This window comes from Arthrobacter sp. YN (genome assembly GCF_002224285.1).
In the GTDB taxonomy this organism is placed as follows: Bacteria; Actinomycetota; Actinomycetes; order Actinomycetales; family Micrococcaceae; genus Arthrobacter.
This window is the reverse complement of sequence record NZ_CP022436.1, coordinates 3,155,032-3,172,743: the sequence shown is the minus strand read 5'-3', so window position 1 is coordinate 3,172,743 and position 17,712 is coordinate 3,155,032. Positions and strand designations below refer to the sequence as shown.

Below are 17,712 nucleotides of genomic sequence, written 5' to 3'. Positions count from 1 at the left end.
GCCATGAAGCGTTGGCTCGGCAAGGCGGAGGTGGTCCTCGGCAACCACAGTGATCGCCTCAATGCGATCAACATCTTCCCTGTAGCCGACGGCGATACCGGCACCAACCTGTACCTCACGGTTCGTGCAGCGGTGTCCGCCCTTGACGGCGCAGCACCGGACAGCACCGAAACGGGTAGCGACGTGGGCGCAGTCTTGTCGCGCGCCGGCCAGGCTGCCATGGAGCAGGCCCGGGGTAATTCGGGCACGCTGTTCGCTGTCTTCCTGTGTGCCGCTGCCGAACCGTTGGCCGGTAAATCGCGGCTGAGCGCACCGCTGCTCGCCACGGCGCTGAACAGGGCCCAGATCCGGGCATGGTCCGCATTGAGTGAGCCGGTAGCCGGAACAATGCTGTCGGTCCTGGAAGCTGCATCGGACGCTGCGCAGGCCGTGGATGCTTCCCAAAACTCCGACGACAGCAACCACGCCCTTGGCCTCGCTCTCGATGCCATCGTGGAGGCTGCCTACCAGGCGGTTGTCCGAACCGAGGGCGAGCTCGCACAACTTCAGGAAGCCCACGTGGTGGACGCCGGGGGCGTTGGCATGCTGCTGATCCTGGACTGCCTGCGTTCCGCAGTTCTTGGCGAAGAACTTCAGGACGAACTCCTGGACGGGCTTCATGGCTATAAGCTGCAGGACCCCCACATCCATGAGCGCATGCCGGCCGACGACGGCGTGGAAGTCATGTGCACCATCAACCTTTCCCCCTTGAATGCAGCCATCCTGAGGCAGCGTTTGGATGAGATGGGTGATTCGGTCATCATGAGCCAAGTCGGCGGTGCCCGGAGCCAGGATGATGAGGACGAGGAATCCACGGTTGAAGCAAGCTATCGGTGGAGGGTCCACGTTCACGTCCCAGATCCCGAGCCGGCGGTGGCACTGATTCGGTCACTGGGCGAGCCCACGGACATCGCAGTCAGCCAATTGGCGCTGCCCAGCGGGAATGGACAGGCTCCAACATCACAGGACCCCAGCATTACAGGCCAGTCACGGCATGATTACTGAGCTGGAACTACCCCTCGAGCGCAGAATCGGCAAGCGGTCCGCGGCAGTCATCGAAAAGCACTTGGGCCTCAAAACCACGGGTGCCCTGCTGAACTACTTCCCGCGCCGTTATCTGAGCCGTGGCGAGCTGACTCCCATCAGCAATCTTCCGCTGGATGAGGAAGTCACCCTGATTGCACGTGTCCTGTCCAACAGCACGCGCCAGATGCGGGCCCGCCGCGGCTCCATCACTGATGTTGTGGTGACCGACGAAGCCGGTGGAAGCGGCGCTCCGGGGACGTTGAAAGTCAGCTTCTTCAACGGATTCAGGGCCAAAGCGGAACTTCAGGCAGGCAGGCGGGCCATGTTCTCCGGCAAGGTCACCCGCTACGGTGGCTCACTTGGCCTGACCAACCCCGACTTTCTGCTGCTGGACGAGGACCCAGAAGCTGAAGGCTCCATGGACCCCGAAAAGCTTGCCGCCATGCCCATCCCGGTCTACCCGGCAACCGCCAAACTGACCAGTTGGTCCATCCACAAAGTGATCACGGCCTTGCTTCAGACCATGGACCTTGACGCCTTGGAAGACCCACTTCCGGCGAGCATCGTCCGCAGGGACGGGCTGCTCAGCGTGGTTGAGGCTTACCGCCTGATCCATTCGCCGGAGACCGCCAAGGACTGGCAACGGGCGCAGGAGCGGTTCCGGTACCAGGAAGCCTTGGTCCTGCAGACGGCCCTCGCACGCCGGCGCGCCCAGCTTGCAGCCGAGGAAGCCACGGCACGGCGGCCCCGCGCCGACGGATTGCTCAGCAGCTTTGACAGGAACCTGCCTTTCACACTGACTGCCGGCCAGTCCGCCGTCGGAAAGACGCTTGCTGAAGAACTGGCGCGGGATGCGCCCATGAACCGGCTGTTGCAAGGCGAAGTGGGTTCCGGAAAAACCATTGTTGCCCTCAGGGCCATGTTGCAGGTGGTGGATGCCGGCGGCCAAGCTGCGCTGTTGGCACCCACCGAAGTCTTGGCGGCCCAGCACTTCCACTCGATCCGTCGGACGTTGGGATCGTTGGCACGTGACGATGTCTTCGGCGGGGCCGGGATGCTCGGCGGAGACCTGGCGCAGGAATCCGTCCACGTGACGCTGCTGACGGGCTCCATGCCCACCGCGGCGCGCAAACAGGCCATGTTGGACGCCGCCTCGGGCAACGCCGGAATCGTTATTGGCACCCACGCCTTGCTGAGTGACAAAACCAGCTTCCAGGATCTCGGCTTGATTGTGGTGGACGAGCAACACCGTTTCGGCGTAGAGCAACGTGACGCCCTCCGGGCCAAAGCGCAGCGACCGCCCCACCTGCTGGTCATGACAGCAACGCCCATTCCACGCACCGTGGCGATGACGGTTTTCGGAGACCTTGAGACCTCCATCCTGGACGAGCTTCCCGCTGGTCGGGCCCCGATCTCCACTCATGTGGTGGGACTGGTGGAGAACCCCGGCTGGGTGGACCGTATTTGGAAGCGGTCGCGCGAAGAGGTTGAGTCGGGCCATCAGGTGTACGTGGTGTGCCCCAAGATTGGAACGGACGACGACGGCGATTTCAGTCCGGGAGAGGCCGAACCCAGCGACGCCGACCTCGCGGAGGAAGGATCGGCCCGGGAGCTCGCATCGGTGACTGCCGTCGTCGAGAGCCTTCTGCAGGAACCGGCCCTGGCCGGTGTCCCTGTGGCGCCGCTTCACGGCCGGCAGGACCCGCAACTGAAGTCCGAGACCATGGCATCCTTTGCCGCCAACCAGGTCAAGGTGCTCGTTTCCACCACCGTCATTGAGGTGGGTGTGGACGTCCACAACGCCACCCTGATGGTGATCCTGGACGCCGACCGCTTCGGAATTTCCCAACTTCACCAGCTTCGCGGCCGTGTAGGGCGTGGCGGATTGCCTGGCACGTGCCTGTTGGTGACCACCTTGGAACCCGGTCACCCGAGTCGCCGGCGGCTCGAGGCAGTGGCATCAACCACAGACGGGTTTGAGCTCTCGCAGGAAGACTTGAAGCTCCGCCGCGAAGGCGACATCCTGGGGGCCTCGCAATCCGGTGGGCGCTCCACGCTGAAGCTGTTGCGCGTCCTGGAGCATGAAGACATCATTGCCCGCGCACGCACCGACGCCCAGGGCTTTGTCGCAGAGGACCCCACCCTCCAGCACCAGCCGGGACTTGCTGCGGCCATCGACGAATACTTGAACCCTGAAAAGGAGGCGTTCCTTGAACGCGGTTAGAAACCCAGGGAATGACGGCCAGCAAGGCGCGTCAGCTCCCGGAGCAATCCTGTGAGCCGGATCATTGCAGGAGTAGGTGGGGGGAACCCGCTGACCAGCGTCCCCGGAACCGCTACGCGGCCTACGACCGACCGGGTCAAGGAAGCTCTTTTTTCCCGTCTGGAATCCTTGGCGGTCATCGCCGATTCCCGCGTCCTGGACCTTTACGCGGGCTCGGGAGCCCTGGGCATTGAGAGCGCCAGCCGGGGTGCACGGAGCGTGGACCTGGTGGAGTTCGACGCCAAGGCGAGCGACGTCTGCCAGCGCAACGCGGACTTGGTGAACCAGCTCCTGGGCGGCAAGAAGGTCTCGGTCCACCGTTCCAAGGTGGAATCGTACCTGGAACGGGCGCGCGAGGGCGGGCTGTGGGACTTGGTCTTCCTCGATCCGCCGTACCCCCTGGACGAACCGGCCCTGAGCGAGGTATTGGCAAAACTCGCGCCGCACTTGGATGAGGGCGCCGTGGTGGTTGTCGAGCGGAGTTCGCGGAGCCCGGAACCGGCGTGGCCCGGGACCATGGAGTGCTTCGCCGACAAGAAGTACGGCGAAACCAAGCTATGGTTCGCCGAACCAGCCTAGGCAATCCGGTCCAGGTCCATCCCGGTGAGGACAGCGGCAGGATGCGGGCCGCGGGCCAGCAACTCAACGGTCCATTCCGGGGTCCACCGTTTGCGTGTACCCACAAGAATGATGTTGCCTGGGTAACGGCCCTCAAACATGCCCGTTTCCGCGACCGCCGCAACGTCCGGCATGGCCTCACGCAAGGCCGTCACTTGGCTTCGCACCAAGGTCAGAGCGGGTTCGTCTCCCACGTTGACGATCAAGACCCCGTCAGGACCCAGCCGTGCGGCAGCTTCCTCATAGAACTCTTTGCACGCGATGTGTGCCGGCGCCTCTGGTCCGGAGAAGATATCAAGAATCACGACGTCGAATGTCACCTCGGCGTCAAACTCCGCCAGCGCGTCGCGCGCGTCGCCAATGTGGGTAGTCAGCGTGGTGCCGTCGGGCATGGGAAGTTTGTGGAGTACGAAGTCCAGGAGTTCGCGTTCCAGTTCAACGGCATACTGTGCCGAACCGGGCCGGGTGGCTTGGATATAACGGGCAAGTGTCAAAGCCCCTGCACCCAAATGCAGTGCGCGGATGGGAGCCGCCGGTTCAGCAGCCAAATCCACCACATGACCTATTCGGCGCAGGTACTCATAGAAAATCTCCCGCGGGTCCGCGAGGTTGACGTGTGATTGCTCGGCCCCGCCGATGCTGAGGATGAAGCTGCCCTCAATGAGGGTATCGGCGTCGATGGTGGCGTGCTGCCCGGTGGTCCGGAGGTAGCGCGAGGCGACGTGGTGTCCGGAGCCGGCGGTACTCAGAGCCGGTCCTTGAGCGAGGCGAGGCGTTCCGCGGCTTCTTCCAGGACGGATGTCTTTTTGCAGAAGGCGAAGCGCAGCAGGCTGCGGGTGCGCTCGGCTCCCTGTGGGTGGCAGAAGACGGGCACCGGAATTGCGGCAACTCCCACCAGCCCCGGCAGGCGCCGTGCGAGGTCCACGGAATCGCGGATACCCAAGGGGGCGGTGTCCACGTTGATGAAGTAGGTGCCGCTGGGGATGTACACCCCGAACCCTGCTGCACGCAGCCCTTCAGCCAGGATGTCGCGTTTGTGCTGGAGCGTACTGGCAATGCCGGTAAAGAACCCGTCGGGAAGGCCGAGGCCGACTGCAATGGCTCCCTGGAAGGGTGTCCCGGAGCTGTAGGTCAGGAACTGTTTCACTGTGCGCACAGCAGAAACCAAGCGTTCAGGGCCGCTGAGCCAACCGATTTTCCATCCGGTGAAGGAAAAGGTCTTGCCGGCCGAGGATATGGTGATGGTCCGGTCCGCGGCTCCCGGGAGGGAAGTGATGGGGATGTGGCCCACGCCAAAGGTCAAATGCTCGTAAACTTCGTCGCTGACAATGATGGCATCGTATCTGGCAGCGAGCTCCACGATCTTCGCCAGGACATGGTGGGGGAAGACGGCGCCCGTCGGGTTATGCGGATTATTGAGGAGGACAATGCGGGTCCGGTGACTGAAGACGTCTTCAAGGGCCGAGAGGTCAGGGAGGAAATCCGGTGCCAGCAGGGGAGCGGTGACGTGCGTGGCACCTGCCATGCCAATGATGGCGCCGTAGGAGTCATAGAAGGGCTCGAAGGTCAGGACTTCGTCACCCGGCTGGGTGAAGGCGAGCAGTGTTGCCGCGATCGCCTCCGTCGCTCCGGTGGTGACCAGGACCTCGGTGTCAGGATCCGGGGACAGGCCGTAAAACCGCTGCTGGTGTGCCGTGATCGCTTCCCTTAATACGGGAAGGCCTTTGCCGGGTGCGTATTGGTTCGCTCCGGAGGCTATGGCGGATTGGGCTGCTGCCTTGATCTCATCAGGTCCGTCCTCGTCAGGAAACCCCTGGCCAAGGTTGATGGCTCCGGTGGAGAGAGCAAGTGTGGTCATCTCCTCAAAGATGGTCACTCCCAGCCCGCCGTCGGGTGAGAGCAGATTGGCTCCTATTGCGGCCCGCTGCCAAGGTGCTGTGCTGGCACCCGGGGTGGTGCCGGCGCTCGTGTCCAAGGAGGGGCTGCTGCCTGCGGATGCCATGTCTGCCATGGTATCCCGGCGAAGCTATGGGGTAGGTTCGTCTCATGAGACGAGCGGTTTGCCCTGGATCCTTTGACCCTATCCACAACGGACATCTCGAAGTCATTGCCCGGGCCGCCGGCCTCTTTGACGAAGTCATTGTGGCCGTGTCCACCAACTACGCCAAAAAGTACAGGTTCAGCCTGGAAGACCGCATGGAAATGGCACGCGAAACGCTGGCGTCCCTTCGCGGAATCATCGTGGAGCCCATGGGCGAAGGACTGTTGGCTGAGTACTGCCGCCACCGGGGTGTATCGGCCATCGTCAAGGGCCTCCGCTCATCCTCTGATTTCGACTACGAATTGCCCATGGCCACCATGAACCGTCAGCTGGCCGGTGTGGAAACTGTGTTCCTTCCTGCTGAAGCGCACTATGTTCACTTGTCTTCGACACTCATCAAAGAGGTCAACGTTTTGGGAGGGGACATCTCGGATTTCGTCCCCAAGTCAGTGCTGAAACGTCTCCTCGCTGGCGAGCCTGCAACGGAACACCCGCGCAAGGGGTAGTCTTGATGGGTACCTCGCGCCCTTATGCGGAGTGCCCCAAGCTGAAACCACCGCGCATTTATGCGCGCCCGGCGTCAGTTTGAGTCCTCAAGCGTGATCAGGCTAAGATGGTACGTCGGTCATATGTTCTACAGGAGTTCTCATTAAGCGAGATGCAAGTTCGCCCTTGGCGCTGGTAGTCAAGGACCTTGGACGCAGTCCAGGGACCATGCGAACACTCAACGAGCATGTACCTGCGCCAAGTGACCTTGGTGTGGCGCTCATTGGCGTGAAGGAAGGCTCGGACATCGAGTTGGATCTTCGCCTTGAGGCCGTACACGAAGGAATTCTGGTATCCGGCACCGTTATCGTCGATGTAACCGGCGAGTGTGGCCGATGCCTGGATCCCCTTGCGTATGACCTTGAAGTCAATGTGCAAGAACTTTTCTTCTATGAAGGCGTAGAGCTTTCGGGCGGAGAAGACGATGAAGAGCAACGTCGAGTCGAGTACGATCTAATCGATCTTGAGCCGGTGTTGCGGGACGCAGTTGTCACTATGCTGCCGTTCCAGCCGGTGTGCCGGGAAGACTGCCAGGGTCTGTGCTCCGAATGCGGAGCGCGCCTGGAAGACGAGCCGGGGCACCACCACGAGGTCATTGACCCTCGCTGGGCTGCCCTAGCTGATCTGGCTAAGACTGACCGGCAAACCGATTAGTAAGTGTTCGTCTAAGAGAGAAATGAGATAGCCGTGGCTGTTCCCAAGCGGAAAATGTCTCGCGCAAATACACGCGCCCGCCGTGCCCAGTGGAAGGCAACTGCCCCCAACTTGGTCAAGACCATCGAAAACGGTCAGGTTACCTACAGCCTGCCGCACCAGGCAAAGGTCGTTACTGACTCTGCCGGCACCGCGCTGTTCCTTGAATACAAGGGCCGCAAGGTCGCAGACGCCTAATCTGCCGTACAGGCTGACTAAGGATGTCTTCAACTGAAGAGCTTCTGAAGCGTCTCGGTGTCTCGATTGACACCGAGACGCTTCGTCTTGCTCTGACACATCGCTCATACGCGTATGAGAACGGCGGGATTCCCACCAACGAGCGCCTCGAGTTCCTCGGCGACTCCATCCTGGGATTCTCCGTTACTGACTCTCTGTACCGTGAGAACCCCACGCTGCCTGAAGGCGAACTCGCAAAGCGGCGCTCCGCCGTCGTCAGTACGCGCGCCTTGGCCGGGATCGGCCGGGCCATTGGCGTTGGCGAGTTCATCTACCTCGGGCAAGGCGAGAAGCTGACCGACGGTAAGAACAAGGCCTCCATCCTGGCCGACACCATGGAAGCCTTGATTGGCGCCACCTATCTGTCCAACGACATGGAGACCGCCCGCCAATTGGTGATGCGGCTGGTGGGTCCGCTCCTCAAGGACGCCGGAGCCCTTGGCGCCGGCACTGACTGGAAGACGAGCATCCAGGAACTGACTGCCAGCCGGCAACTGGGCGCCATCCACTATGCCGTGGAAGGTTCCGGACCGGACCATGCCCGTACTTTTGAAGCCGTGCTGAACATCGGCGGAACCCCCTACGGACGGGGCTCGGGTCATTCCAAGAAGGAAGCGGAACAGGAAGCCGCCGCTGATGCCTGGCGTGCTCTGACTGCCTTGGATCCGACTGCTGCCGGACCTGCTTCCGCTTGAGCCCCGATGCCTGAGCTTCCCGAAGTAGAGGTGGTACGCCGCGGCCTTGCGCGTTGGGTCCGCGGCCGTTCCGTGACCGGCGTCGATGTCCTTGATCCGCGGTCCATCCGACGGCATGCCCTCGGAACGGAAGACTTCATCGGGAACCTGGAACACGCCACGGTGCTGGATGTGGTGCGGAGAGGCAAATTCCTCTGGATGCCCCTTGCCATGCCGGGTTTGCCTGACACCGAATCAGGCCCCGCTGAAGACCTCCCCGCGGTGGCTCTCATGGCCCATCTGGGAATGAGCGGCCAGCTGCTGATGCAGGACCCGGATGTTCCGGATGAAAAACACCTCAAAGTCAGGATCAAGCTCAGCCCGGTGGACGGTATGCCGGAACAGTTGCGGTTCGTGGACCAGAGAATTTTCGGCGGCCTGTTCGTGACATCCTTGGTACCGACGCCCGACGGCGGCCCTGGCGGCTTGGGCGAAACACCCCTTCCGGAGATCGCGGAGGAAGCTGCCCACATTGCCCGGGATCCATTGGATCCCCATTTTTCCTTCGACGCGTTCTACCGAAGGATCAAGAACCGTAAGACGGGCATCAAGAGGGCGCTGCTGGATCAGTCAGTCATCTCCGGCATCGGCAATATCTACGCGGACGAAGCTTTATGGCGTGCCCGTCTCCATTACGCCAGGGCTACGGACACCATGCGTCGTGCGGATGCCGAGAAACTGGTTGAAGCGGTCAAGGACGTCATGAACGCCGCATTGGCCGCTGGCGGAACAAGCTTCGACTCCCTCTACGTGAATGTCAACGGAGACTCCGGGTATTTTGCACGGTCGCTCAACGCGTACGGGCGTGCCGGAGAACTGTGCGGCCGTTGCGAGGCAATCGGCCTTCACAGCGTCATGAAAAGGGAACAGTTCATGAACCGTTCCTCCTATACGTGTCCCGTGTGCCAACCCCGGCCACGGAACGGACGATGGTAGGGCCAAAACTGTTCCGGAATCCGGATCGCAATGGCAGACTGTCCCCATGAACAGCTTGGCGCGTCGAATCGCCATCGCAAGGATGAACGCCACCTCAATCCGGGTGGCGTCTCTTCTACCCGCGGCCGTTCTTGATGCAGGATCCAACTGCCACTTCCGCGGCCCAGCCGGTCCAGGTAAGCCATGATGGCGCGGCGGCTGGTCGTAGCAGGTTTCTGCCTTGCTGTGCTCATTGCCGCCGCGGCCATAGTGTTCGACCAGATGGCCAGGCCGGGAGCCACGTCTGCGCAAGCTCCTCCATCGTCCACTTCGAGCCCTGACCGGGGCCCCGGTTCCACCGGCGCCGCCGCACCGACCTCCGGCAGTACGGCGTCGGACGCTGCCAACAGTGCAACCGGGGGCAGTGCAACCGAGGGCAGCGGCAACCCGACAAGCGGCGCAGAAGGCAGTGCGGGAGCATCTACTGCCAAGCCCCTCGAAGTCCTCCCTCCCGTCACTTCCACGCCAACAGGGTTGCCTGAACCTTCCGCGCCGGCACCGCTCATCACTGGTGCACTTCCTGAGCCCGGCAGTGCGTCAGGCGAGCTGGTGGACGGCTGGCCCGACGGCGTCCTGTCGCTGCCTGCCGGGACCACTATCGGGTCTACCTCGGTTTCCACGTCCGGTGACATCCTCCAGCTGGCAGCGGACGGCATTATTGCCAAGCCACGGGCTGAGGTCCTGGACTCCTTCCGCCAATCGTTGGTGTCACACGGCTTTTGGACCGAGGACGCGCCGGCCGCGGACGGCGCGGTGGCGGCACGCTTTGTGCGGGGCGCTGACACGGTGACGGTTTCAGTGTCCACCACGGGAACGGGCAACTCGCGCTTCCAGCTGTTGGGCAGCCTGCACACGAGGGCGGAGTAGGGACTCGATGTACATTTCGCTTTCAGACCATAGCGGCGGTAAACGGGACAAGTCACGGAACAACGCAACGGCACTGGCAGCGGAGGTGCCGTTCCGTTTGTCCCCGGTCATCCTGTGGTTGGGCATAGTGAGCATGGTGACGGATGTTTCTTCCGAGTCGGTCACGGCAATCCTTCCCTTGTACTTGACAGGATTTTTGGGGCTGTCGACTATCGCGTTTGGCTTCATCGACGGCATCAACCAAGGCGCCAGTGCCATCGTCAGGATTGCGGCCGGGTGGGCAGCCGACCGCAGCGGGCATCCCAAACGGATAGCGCTGGCCGGTTACGGCCTTTCCATGCTTGCGAGAATCGGTTTCCTCTTTTCCGGTGGTTTCTGGGCGATTGCGGCCATTGTGACCGGCGACAGAATCGGCAAGGGAATTCGGACTGCACCAAGGGACGCACTGATCTCGGTGTCCGCTCAGCCCGAACATTTGGCGCGGTCCTTTGGCGTTCACAGAATGCTGGACAATATAGGGGCTGCGGCCGGGCCGTTGATCGCTTTCTTTGTCCTGTTGATGATTCCCAACGGATTCAGCACCGTCTTTGTGGTGTCTCTTGCCTTCGCCGTGATCGGGGTCGCCGTCCTGGCCTTGGTCGTGCCGGATATCCGGGCCCACGGACTGAAGAGTACTGAGGGAAGGGAGGACCGGCGGCTCTTCGCCTTTTCCTGGAGCCACTTGAAGGAACCGGGTCTGGGTAAGCTGCTGATCGCCGCAGGCCTTCTGGGTGTGGTGACCATCGGTGACGGCTTCATCTACCTGGTTCTGCAGGCCAGGGATTCGTTCGCCGTCCAGTGGTTCCCGTTGTTGTTCGTCGGGACCAATGTGGTGTTCCTTGCCCTCGCAATTCCGCTGGGGCGGCTGGCTGACAGGGTCGGCAAAATTCCGGTTTTCGTGGGCGGGCATATCGCCTTGCTGGCAACATACCTTCTCGCTGCGGCACCTTTCGGTGGATTGTGGGGCACTGTGGGATGCCTGGTCTTGTTGGGAGCGTTTTATGCCGCAACCGATGGCGTCCTGGCCGCCTTGGCCAGCCAACTCACGCCGGCGGGGAAGCTTGCTACAGGAATTGCTTCAGCCCAAACGGTGGTGGCGTTGAGTCGGATGACCGCCTCCGCGGGCTTTGGCGTGCTCTGGTATGCCGTGGGAGCGCCGACGGCGATGGTAGTGGCCAGCGGTCTCCTGGCCTGTGCAGTGGTGGCTGTCACCGTGATCCTGCGAAGTGCCAGGCCAGCCGCAAACCAGGACGCGGGCAGCGGGGCATGAGTGGGACACTGACCGGCAGCAAGGCGCGGTGGGGTGTTCTCCTCGCCGTGACAGCACTTGTGCTGGCAGCAGCCGGAATCTATGCGGTGGGCGCCTACCAGCGGTTCGAAGAGAGCAGGACCGCGGCTTCGTCCGTAGGTATCACTGCCGGCCAGCCGCTTCCGGCTGCTCCATTTGTCCTTTTCCGGAACACGGCGTCGGGCCAGGGCTATGGCAACGCGGCAACTGTGCCCCTGTCCGCTCCGGGCGGTACCCGGGCGGTGAGTGAACAAGAGTGCGACCGCGTCCATGGAACGGCCGAAACCGTGGTGTGCTTGAAGACGAACCGAGGGCTGGTGACCGCCTTCGAAGCAGCAGTCATGAACCGCGATTGGCAGATCCAGCGTTCATGGCCCCTCCCGGGCATTCCGAGCAGGACCCGGGTCAGCGCTGACGGCTCCATGATCGCTACTACCGTCTTTGTCACGGGTCACTCCTACGCTGCTTCGGGATTTTCCACAGCCACTGAAATCAGCTTGCCCGGGGGTACGTCCGGAAACCTTGAGGACTTCGCGTTGATGGTTAACGGTGAGCGCCTGGTAGCCACGGACAGGAACATTTGGGGAGTGACCTTTGCCCCTGGACAGAGTGATGTCTTCTACGCCACAGCGGCGTCGTCGGGCCGTATCTGGTTGGTCCGGGGGAGCCTGTCCGCAAAAAGCCTCACGGCTATCCACGACCATGTGGAGTGCCCGTCGATCTCGCCGGACGGCACCCGGATCGCTTACAAGGAGAACGACGGCGGCGGGCTGGTTGCCCATTGGAAGGTCGCCGTCCTTGACCTCGCGTCAGGTCGGGAAACGGTTCTTGCGGAAAAGCGCAGCGTGGATGACCAGATCGAATGGCTTGATGACCGGAACCTTCTCTATGGCTTGGCAGATGATGCAGTGGAAGGCGACAGCAACATTTGGCAGCTTGGCACCGAACCGGGCTCGCAGCCCAGCCTGTTCATCGCCCACGCGTGGTCTCCAAGCGTCGTTCGCTGAAAGCAGTCACGGTGCAAGCACTCACGCCAAAGCGAGCCCGCTGAAGAGGATGGGCTAAGGGAAGCGCGGTGAATAGTATGCCTGGCACAGCTCCGCTGGCGCCCGGCCCGGAGTTCAGGGGTTGGACGCCAGCGGAAGCGGTGTGTCAGCCGACCCTCAGCAGACCCTCAGCAGCCCGCAGAGCAACCCACCTGACTGGGTCGGACTGGGAGTCGGACTGGGCGAGGGGCTCGGGGAAGCGGTAGCCGTCGCCGTTGCCGTGGGCGACGGTGTGGGCGTGGCCGTCGGAGTAGCTGTGGGCGACGGGGACGGGGACGGGGCCGCGGTCTGCTGTGCCGGTGCAGTGGTGGAATACACCACATCCACAAAGTAGTTCGTGGCATTCCAGGAGGTGGTTGGCATGACGCCCCCGGATCCATACCGGTAGCGGCCGTTGTTCGGGCCACTGGCGGTGAACACCCCGCTTGTGTAGGTCTGGTTGAAGAACGCAGAGGTGTAGGAGTAGCGGCCATTGGGTGCCCTGTAGGACACCACGTAGGTTTGGCCTGTCACCAACGCCACTGGCGCGGAGAGGGTGGCAGTTTGCCAGCCCGTGGCCGTTTCGTTGGTGAAGGTCACCTGCGCCAGGCGCGTACCTGCCGAGTTCCACAGCGAACCCACGTGGGTTCCGGTGTTGCCGGCCCCCTTGTAGAAACGTATGCCCGTCACGTTCCCTGCCTGCGAAACACTGAAAGCAGTACCAAGTTCAACAGGGATGAAGTCGGACGCGGAAACTACCTGGGGCGTCAGCGATCCAAAGATCGTGGACACCTGGACGGTGGGCGCCGCAGTGGTGAATTGCCAGTTGGTAGTCGGGAACGACTGCCCCTGTTGGGAGACGACATTACTGACGCCGGCCGAGATCACGGTGCTGTTGGGCAGCGCCGCGGTGGGGGTGAACGTGACGGTCCGGCTGTCCGCAGAGAGGGCAGCTGTACCGGCCACCGGGTTGCCGTTCGCTGTCAACGTGAACGACGCCCCCGGACGGATGGCGGAGGAGAAGGTGATGGAAGGCTTCACATCCGTTGGAATGCCCGTGGCCCCGGGAGCCGGTACCTGTTCGGAGATCGTCAGGGGCTGCGAGGCGGTGGCGAACACCACATCCACCAGGTAACTGGCGGTAGAGGAGGAACCCGGGAAGTCGCTGTTGTAACCGAAAGCTCCCGAGTCAGCCGCCGTACGCAGTGGCCCGCTGGTGAACCCTTCACCGAATCCGCCGGCGGTATAGGAGTACTTGCCTGTGGGGGCCTTGTACGCCGCCACGTACTCAGTATCGGCCGTAATGGTCACCGGTTGGCTGAATGTTGCCGTCTGCCAGCCGGTACTCGACTCATTGGTGAAGGTGACCGTGGCCAGGAGTTGTCCCGTGGCCGTGTAGAGCGAACCAGTGTGGGTTCCCGTGTTGCCGGCCGCCTTGTAGAAGCGCACTCCGGTGATCTGGCCCGCAGTGTCGCTGGCGAACCTGACGCCGAGGGACAACGAAACTCCGTCATCGGCGTTGGGTGTTGCAGGTGTCACTGTGTCCTGGTACAGCGTGCACGGGCAGACGCCGGGAGTACGCGGTGCTGGAACTGTGGTGAAGGTCCACGTTCCACCAGCAGACATCGGTTGTCCGGAGACAGACGTTGCCGTCACGGTGGCCGTGTAGGAGGTCCCTGCGGTCAAGGCAGCTGTGGGGGTGAACGTGACTTTTCGGGTAGCTGAGTCGTAGGCCGACGCGCCGGCAACTGCGGCGCCGCCCGTCACCTTTACTGCCATGCTGACGCTGGACGCCACCGCGGCCTCGGACAGCACGGCGCTGACTGCGGTGTTCAGTGGAACACTCGAAGCGTTTGGCAGCGGCGAGTGTGAGCCGACCGTGAATGGCGGATTCGGAACCGTCACCACGACGTCCACCAGGTAGCTGGTGGTCGATCGTGAAGCGGCAAAGTCGCCGCTGTAGGTGTACGCGCCGGCATCCGATGCCGCCCGCAGCGGACCAACACTGAGTCCTGACCCGAAGCCGTTGGTGGTGGCCGAGTAGGTACCGGTCAGCGACTTGTAGGACACGATGTACTCTGTGTTCGCGGCCATCTGCACAGGCTGGCTGAACATGGCGGTCTGCCAACCTGAGGCACTTTCGTTGGTGAATGCCACCGTGGCCAACTGCTGTCCGGCGGCTGTGTACAAGGCTCCATTGTGGGCACCTGTGTTACCAGCGGACTTGTAGAAGCGGATACCCAATACCTCACCCGCGGAAACACTGGAGAACCTCACTCCGAGGGTCACCGGCACGCCTTCACGCAGCTCGGCGATCCCGGGTGTGACGGAGTCATCGAAGAGGCTGCAGGGGCAGGCGCCCGGAACAGGCAACGTCGCTGCCGTAGTGAAGGACCAGGTGCCACCGGCAGTGACCGGACCGCCGATCGAATCGGTGCCGGACAACGTCGCGGTGAATTGGGTGCTGAAGGCCAGAGCGCTCGACGGCGTGAAAGTGGCCCGCCGCGTTGCGGCGTCGTACGCCGTAGTGCCTGCCACAGGTCCCGACGGCGACTGCAACGTCAGCTGGACGCTTGCCGCAGTGACCGGCTTGGAGAAGACAGCACTTACTTTGGTATTCACGGACACGCTCGACGACGACGGAATGGGCGTGTGGCCCGAGACGGTCATGGGGGAGCTGTCTACCGTGCTGAAGAGCGCGTCCGCGAAGTAGTTGCCACCGTTGAAGCTGGTGGTGGGGAATCCTGGCGAGGTGCTGTAGACACCCGCCGGTTCAGCCCCGAAACCACCAGCAACCTTCAAAGGCGCGTCGGTGGAACCGAAGCTCGCCCATTGATGGTCCTTGGTGGCGTAGTGGCCATTGGGTGCCCAATAGGACACCGTATATTTCTGGCCGGCCGCAACAGGCACGGCTTGGGTGAACAGGGCAGTTTGCCAGCCTGAGGCCGTTTCATTGGTGAAGGTGGCCGTCGCCAGGCGCTCGCCGGTCGCGCTCCACAATGAGCCGGTGTGCGTGCCGGTGTTGGCGGTGCTCTTGTAGAAGCGGACGCCGGTGATGAAGCCGTCTACAGACGGGGTGAACCGCAGACCCATTTCGTAAGCTCCACCGTCTCCTGAGTCTTTGACGGCAGGTACTGTTTGGCCGAAAACGCTGTACGGTCCGCTCAGGGACAGGTTCCTGGTGACGGCGGCACCGATGTTTGCGCTGTCGTCGATGGCCCGCGCCTGGATGGTGGCCGTGGCGAGGCCCTTCTGGATGTACGTGTAGGTCCAGTTCTGCTTTCCCGTGGCGGGGTGCCACGTGGCTCCACCGTCAGTGGAAACTTCGACGCCGGCCACAACGCCACCCACGTCCGTGGCCGTGCCGGTCACGGTGACGGAGCTGCCGTGCGCCAGGGTAGCTCCGTTGGCAGGTGCGGAAATGGCAGCGGTGGGCTTGGTGGTATCGGTGCTGGCGACTGCGGCAACCAGTCCTGCCGCGCGAGTGGCGGGTTGCGCACCCATGTCGGCGAGGATGTTGACCTGCGCTTGCCGCATGCGGGCATCGGCGGGTGCGCCGTCGCCGTCGTGCTCCTGGTCCAGGCCCCAGGTCCATTGGACGCTGCCTGCTGAAAAGACCAACGCGCCACTGGCTGCACGGTAAAGGGTCACGTTGTGGGTGGTGCTGCCGGGAGCTACGGTATTGCCGAAGTCCTGCAGATATTCCGGCACGTTTCCCACGGTGGTGGACAGCCTGATGAGTCCCGCAGGCCGGAAGCCGTTGTCCAGGTCCTCATTGGATTCGTAGCCGACGGTGTGGGGTGCAAGCGCTGTAGAGGAACCTGCCGGCATCGAAGCCAAGGTGGTGTTCCGCCATAGCCTGGTCTTGCCCTCGTCCGCTTTGACAGTCACGGGGAGGTCCGAGTGATTGGACATATAGATTGTCCCGGTTACGGCATTCTCGGGCAGTCCTCCGCCGTTGGCTTGGGAAGCGAAGCGCGGGTCCCGCCATGTGCCGGTCCACTCCGTGCTGGGATCGATCTTGGCGTTTCCCCAGGTTTCCTTGTAGCAGGTCAGGGTGCGGTTGGCGGCACTATCAACGGTTGAGGGCTCAAACCTGGTGCGCCAGTACATTTCGTTGCCCGACAGGAACTGGAGATTGACGCCGGCGTCCCTCGCGGCAGTGACGTTCGCCCGTTGGGGCCCCGACCAATATTCGTCGTGGCCGACCGAGAGGAACACCTTGTGGTTCAACAACTCGGCGCCGTTGCGGTGCGTATCCAGGCCGCTGATGTAGCTGACGTCGTAACCGTTCTGTTCCAGGAAACGCACCATGGGGTATTCGTTGGAAAAGTAGAAGTCCCTGCCGCCAGGGCCATCCCTGGTTGCCATGGGCCGGTTGTAGCTGACTTTGTAGGACCTGCCGTTCGCGGCACCCTGGTAGAAGTCAGAGCCGCCGTAGGTGTTGTAGGCCTGCCATGTCTGATCAGCGGTTTGGAACACGACGGCGGAACGGTTGCCGTCATTGCGGACGATGAACGTGATGTGGCTCTTCGCCCCCGTATCCGGACGCCGGAGGAGCGCGACGTAGACCCCTGAGACAGCGGTGGCCGGTACCTGCCACGTTGCTGATACTGCCCACGTGCCGCAGTCGTACAGCTCCGTGGTGACGTCGCTGCGGCAAGCGGGTTGTGTCTGGCGCAACACTGATGGCGTCACATCGGCGATCTTGCGGGCGCCGTTGCCCGCATACCAGCCCGTCCGGTAGATCCCGATGGTGTAGCTCGGTGCGTTCGTATCCACCTTGAAACGGATGGGTTGGCCGGCATTGACACTGATCTCGGTGGAGAAGCCCTGGATGCTGTCGTCGCCGGCACCATTTATGTCCCACTCCGACGGCGGACTGCCGGTCTTGGAATTCTCACAGGCAACGAGGTTCACTACGGGGTCGCAGGGACCCGCAGCCACCGCCGCTGGCGCAGTGAGAGGCAAGAGGGCCGCCACCGTGGCAATCACCAGGGGCACGAGGAAACCCCTGAGGACTCGCTGGGGTCGGTTGGCTGAAGTACCGGGCATCAGAACTCCTGGGGGTGGCGCGCCGAAAATGCGAATGCGGGTCCGCGATTTCACGCACGGTCCCTGCTTGCCGCTCCCCAGCCAGGGTCAAACCAAGATCTTCAGTTATGGAACACGGGGCCGTTGTGCACTTGGCTCGACGTTCCGAAGATCGGGACCGGATCCGGCAGTGGCAGAACCAAAGTTCATGCTGCAGCCGGATCACCGGAACGAACAGGCCAAGTAGCCCTTGGCAGGAGTGTAGGGGTGTGGCCTGCCGACCACAA

14 protein-coding genes are annotated in these 17,712 nt (G+C 62.6%); 11 read left to right on the top strand and 3 right to left on the bottom strand.

All coding sequences use genetic code 11. The features are described from left to right. Nucleotides 1-3 precede the first annotated feature (3 nt). The 3 genes from CGK93_RS14535 to rsmD are packed head-to-tail and all read left to right on the top strand — an operon-like array spanning nucleotide 4 to nucleotide 3,907. Entirely contained in the window at nucleotides 4-1,044 is a 1,041-nt protein-coding gene (locus CGK93_RS14535) for a DAK2 domain-containing protein (RefSeq protein WP_089595447.1), read from the top strand. Then, nucleotides 1,034-3,289, top strand: coding sequence for an ATP-dependent DNA helicase RecG (locus tag CGK93_RS14530; protein WP_089595446.1), 2,256 nt, complete (start codon nucleotides 1,034-1,036; stop codon nucleotides 3,287-3,289). Before CGK93_RS14535 ends, CGK93_RS14530 begins: the two co-directional genes overlap by 11 nt. Before the next feature lie 51 nt (nucleotides 3,290-3,340). Continuing rightward, entirely contained in the window at nucleotides 3,341-3,907 is a 567-nt protein-coding gene (gene rsmD / locus CGK93_RS14525; RefSeq protein WP_089595445.1) for a 16S rRNA (guanine(966)-N(2))-methyltransferase RsmD, read from the top strand. Here the strand turns inward: rsmD and CGK93_RS14520 are convergent. Together CGK93_RS14520 and CGK93_RS14515 are read right to left on the bottom strand one after the other, a co-directional pair. After that, the gene (locus CGK93_RS14520; RefSeq protein WP_198318476.1) at nucleotides 3,904-4,695 is read right to left on the bottom strand and encodes a spermidine synthase; all 792 of its coding nucleotides are present in this window, start codon (nucleotides 4,693-4,695) and stop codon (nucleotides 3,904-3,906) included. The two genes, rsmD and CGK93_RS14520, sit on opposite strands and share 4 nt — an antisense overlap. Continuing rightward, complete coding sequence (locus CGK93_RS14515) at nucleotides 4,692-5,957, bottom strand: aminotransferase class I/II-fold pyridoxal phosphate-dependent enzyme (protein WP_089595443.1); 1,266 nt, start codon at nucleotides 5,955-5,957, stop codon at nucleotides 4,692-4,694. The genes CGK93_RS14520 and CGK93_RS14515 overlap by 4 nt, the downstream gene beginning before the upstream one ends. Before the next feature lie 35 nt (nucleotides 5,958-5,992). Here CGK93_RS14515 and coaD point away from each other — a divergent pair, with 35 nt between their 5' ends. The 8 genes from coaD (at nucleotide 5,993) to CGK93_RS14475 (ending at nucleotide 12,373) form a co-directional block, all read left to right on the top strand. Continuing rightward, nucleotides 5,993-6,493, top strand: a complete 501-nt coding sequence (coaD, locus tag CGK93_RS14510) for a pantetheine-phosphate adenylyltransferase (protein ID WP_026540246.1) — start codon at nucleotides 5,993-5,995, stop codon at nucleotides 6,491-6,493. A gap of 166 nt (nucleotides 6,494-6,659) precedes the next feature. Continuing rightward, nucleotides 6,660-7,187: a YceD family protein gene (locus CGK93_RS14505; RefSeq protein WP_089595442.1), complete on the top strand. Its 528-nt coding sequence runs from the start codon at nucleotides 6,660-6,662 to the stop codon at nucleotides 7,185-7,187. Between the two features lie 33 nt (nucleotides 7,188-7,220). After that, nucleotides 7,221-7,424: a 50S ribosomal protein L32 gene (rpmF, locus tag CGK93_RS14500; protein WP_011775139.1), complete on the top strand. Its 204-nt coding sequence runs from the start codon at nucleotides 7,221-7,223 to the stop codon at nucleotides 7,422-7,424. Nucleotides 7,425-7,447: 23 nt separating this feature from the next. Next, nucleotides 7,448-8,158, top strand: a complete 711-nt coding sequence (gene rnc, locus CGK93_RS14495; RefSeq protein ID WP_089595441.1) for a ribonuclease III — start codon at nucleotides 7,448-7,450, stop codon at nucleotides 8,156-8,158. Nucleotides 8,159-8,164: 6 nt separating this feature from the next. Further along, nucleotides 8,165-9,133, top strand: a complete 969-nt coding sequence (mutM, locus tag CGK93_RS14490) for a bifunctional DNA-formamidopyrimidine glycosylase/DNA-(apurinic or apyrimidinic site) lyase (protein ID WP_089595440.1) — start codon at nucleotides 8,165-8,167, stop codon at nucleotides 9,131-9,133. 183 nt (nucleotides 9,134-9,316) lie between these two features. Then, nucleotides 9,317-10,039, top strand: coding sequence for a hypothetical protein (locus CGK93_RS14485; protein ID WP_089595439.1), 723 nt, complete (start codon nucleotides 9,317-9,319; stop codon nucleotides 10,037-10,039). A gap of 85 nt (nucleotides 10,040-10,124) precedes the next feature. Next, on the top strand, nucleotides 10,125-11,348 hold the full coding sequence (locus tag CGK93_RS14480) for an MFS transporter (RefSeq protein WP_089597473.1): 1,224 nt from the start codon (nucleotides 10,125-10,127) through the stop codon (nucleotides 11,346-11,348). Continuing rightward, entirely contained in the window at nucleotides 11,345-12,373 is a 1,029-nt protein-coding gene (locus CGK93_RS14475; RefSeq protein WP_089595438.1) for a TolB family protein, read from the top strand. The genes CGK93_RS14480 and CGK93_RS14475 overlap by 4 nt, the downstream gene beginning before the upstream one ends. A 156-nt stretch (nucleotides 12,374-12,529) precedes the next feature. Here CGK93_RS14475 and CGK93_RS14470 read toward each other — a convergent pair whose 3' ends face one another. After that, nucleotides 12,530-17,446 (bottom strand): DUF4082 domain-containing protein, encoded by a 4,917-nt coding sequence (locus CGK93_RS14470; RefSeq protein WP_089595437.1) that lies wholly within the window; start codon nucleotides 17,444-17,446, stop codon nucleotides 12,530-12,532. Nucleotides 17,447-17,712: the final 266 nt, after the last annotated feature.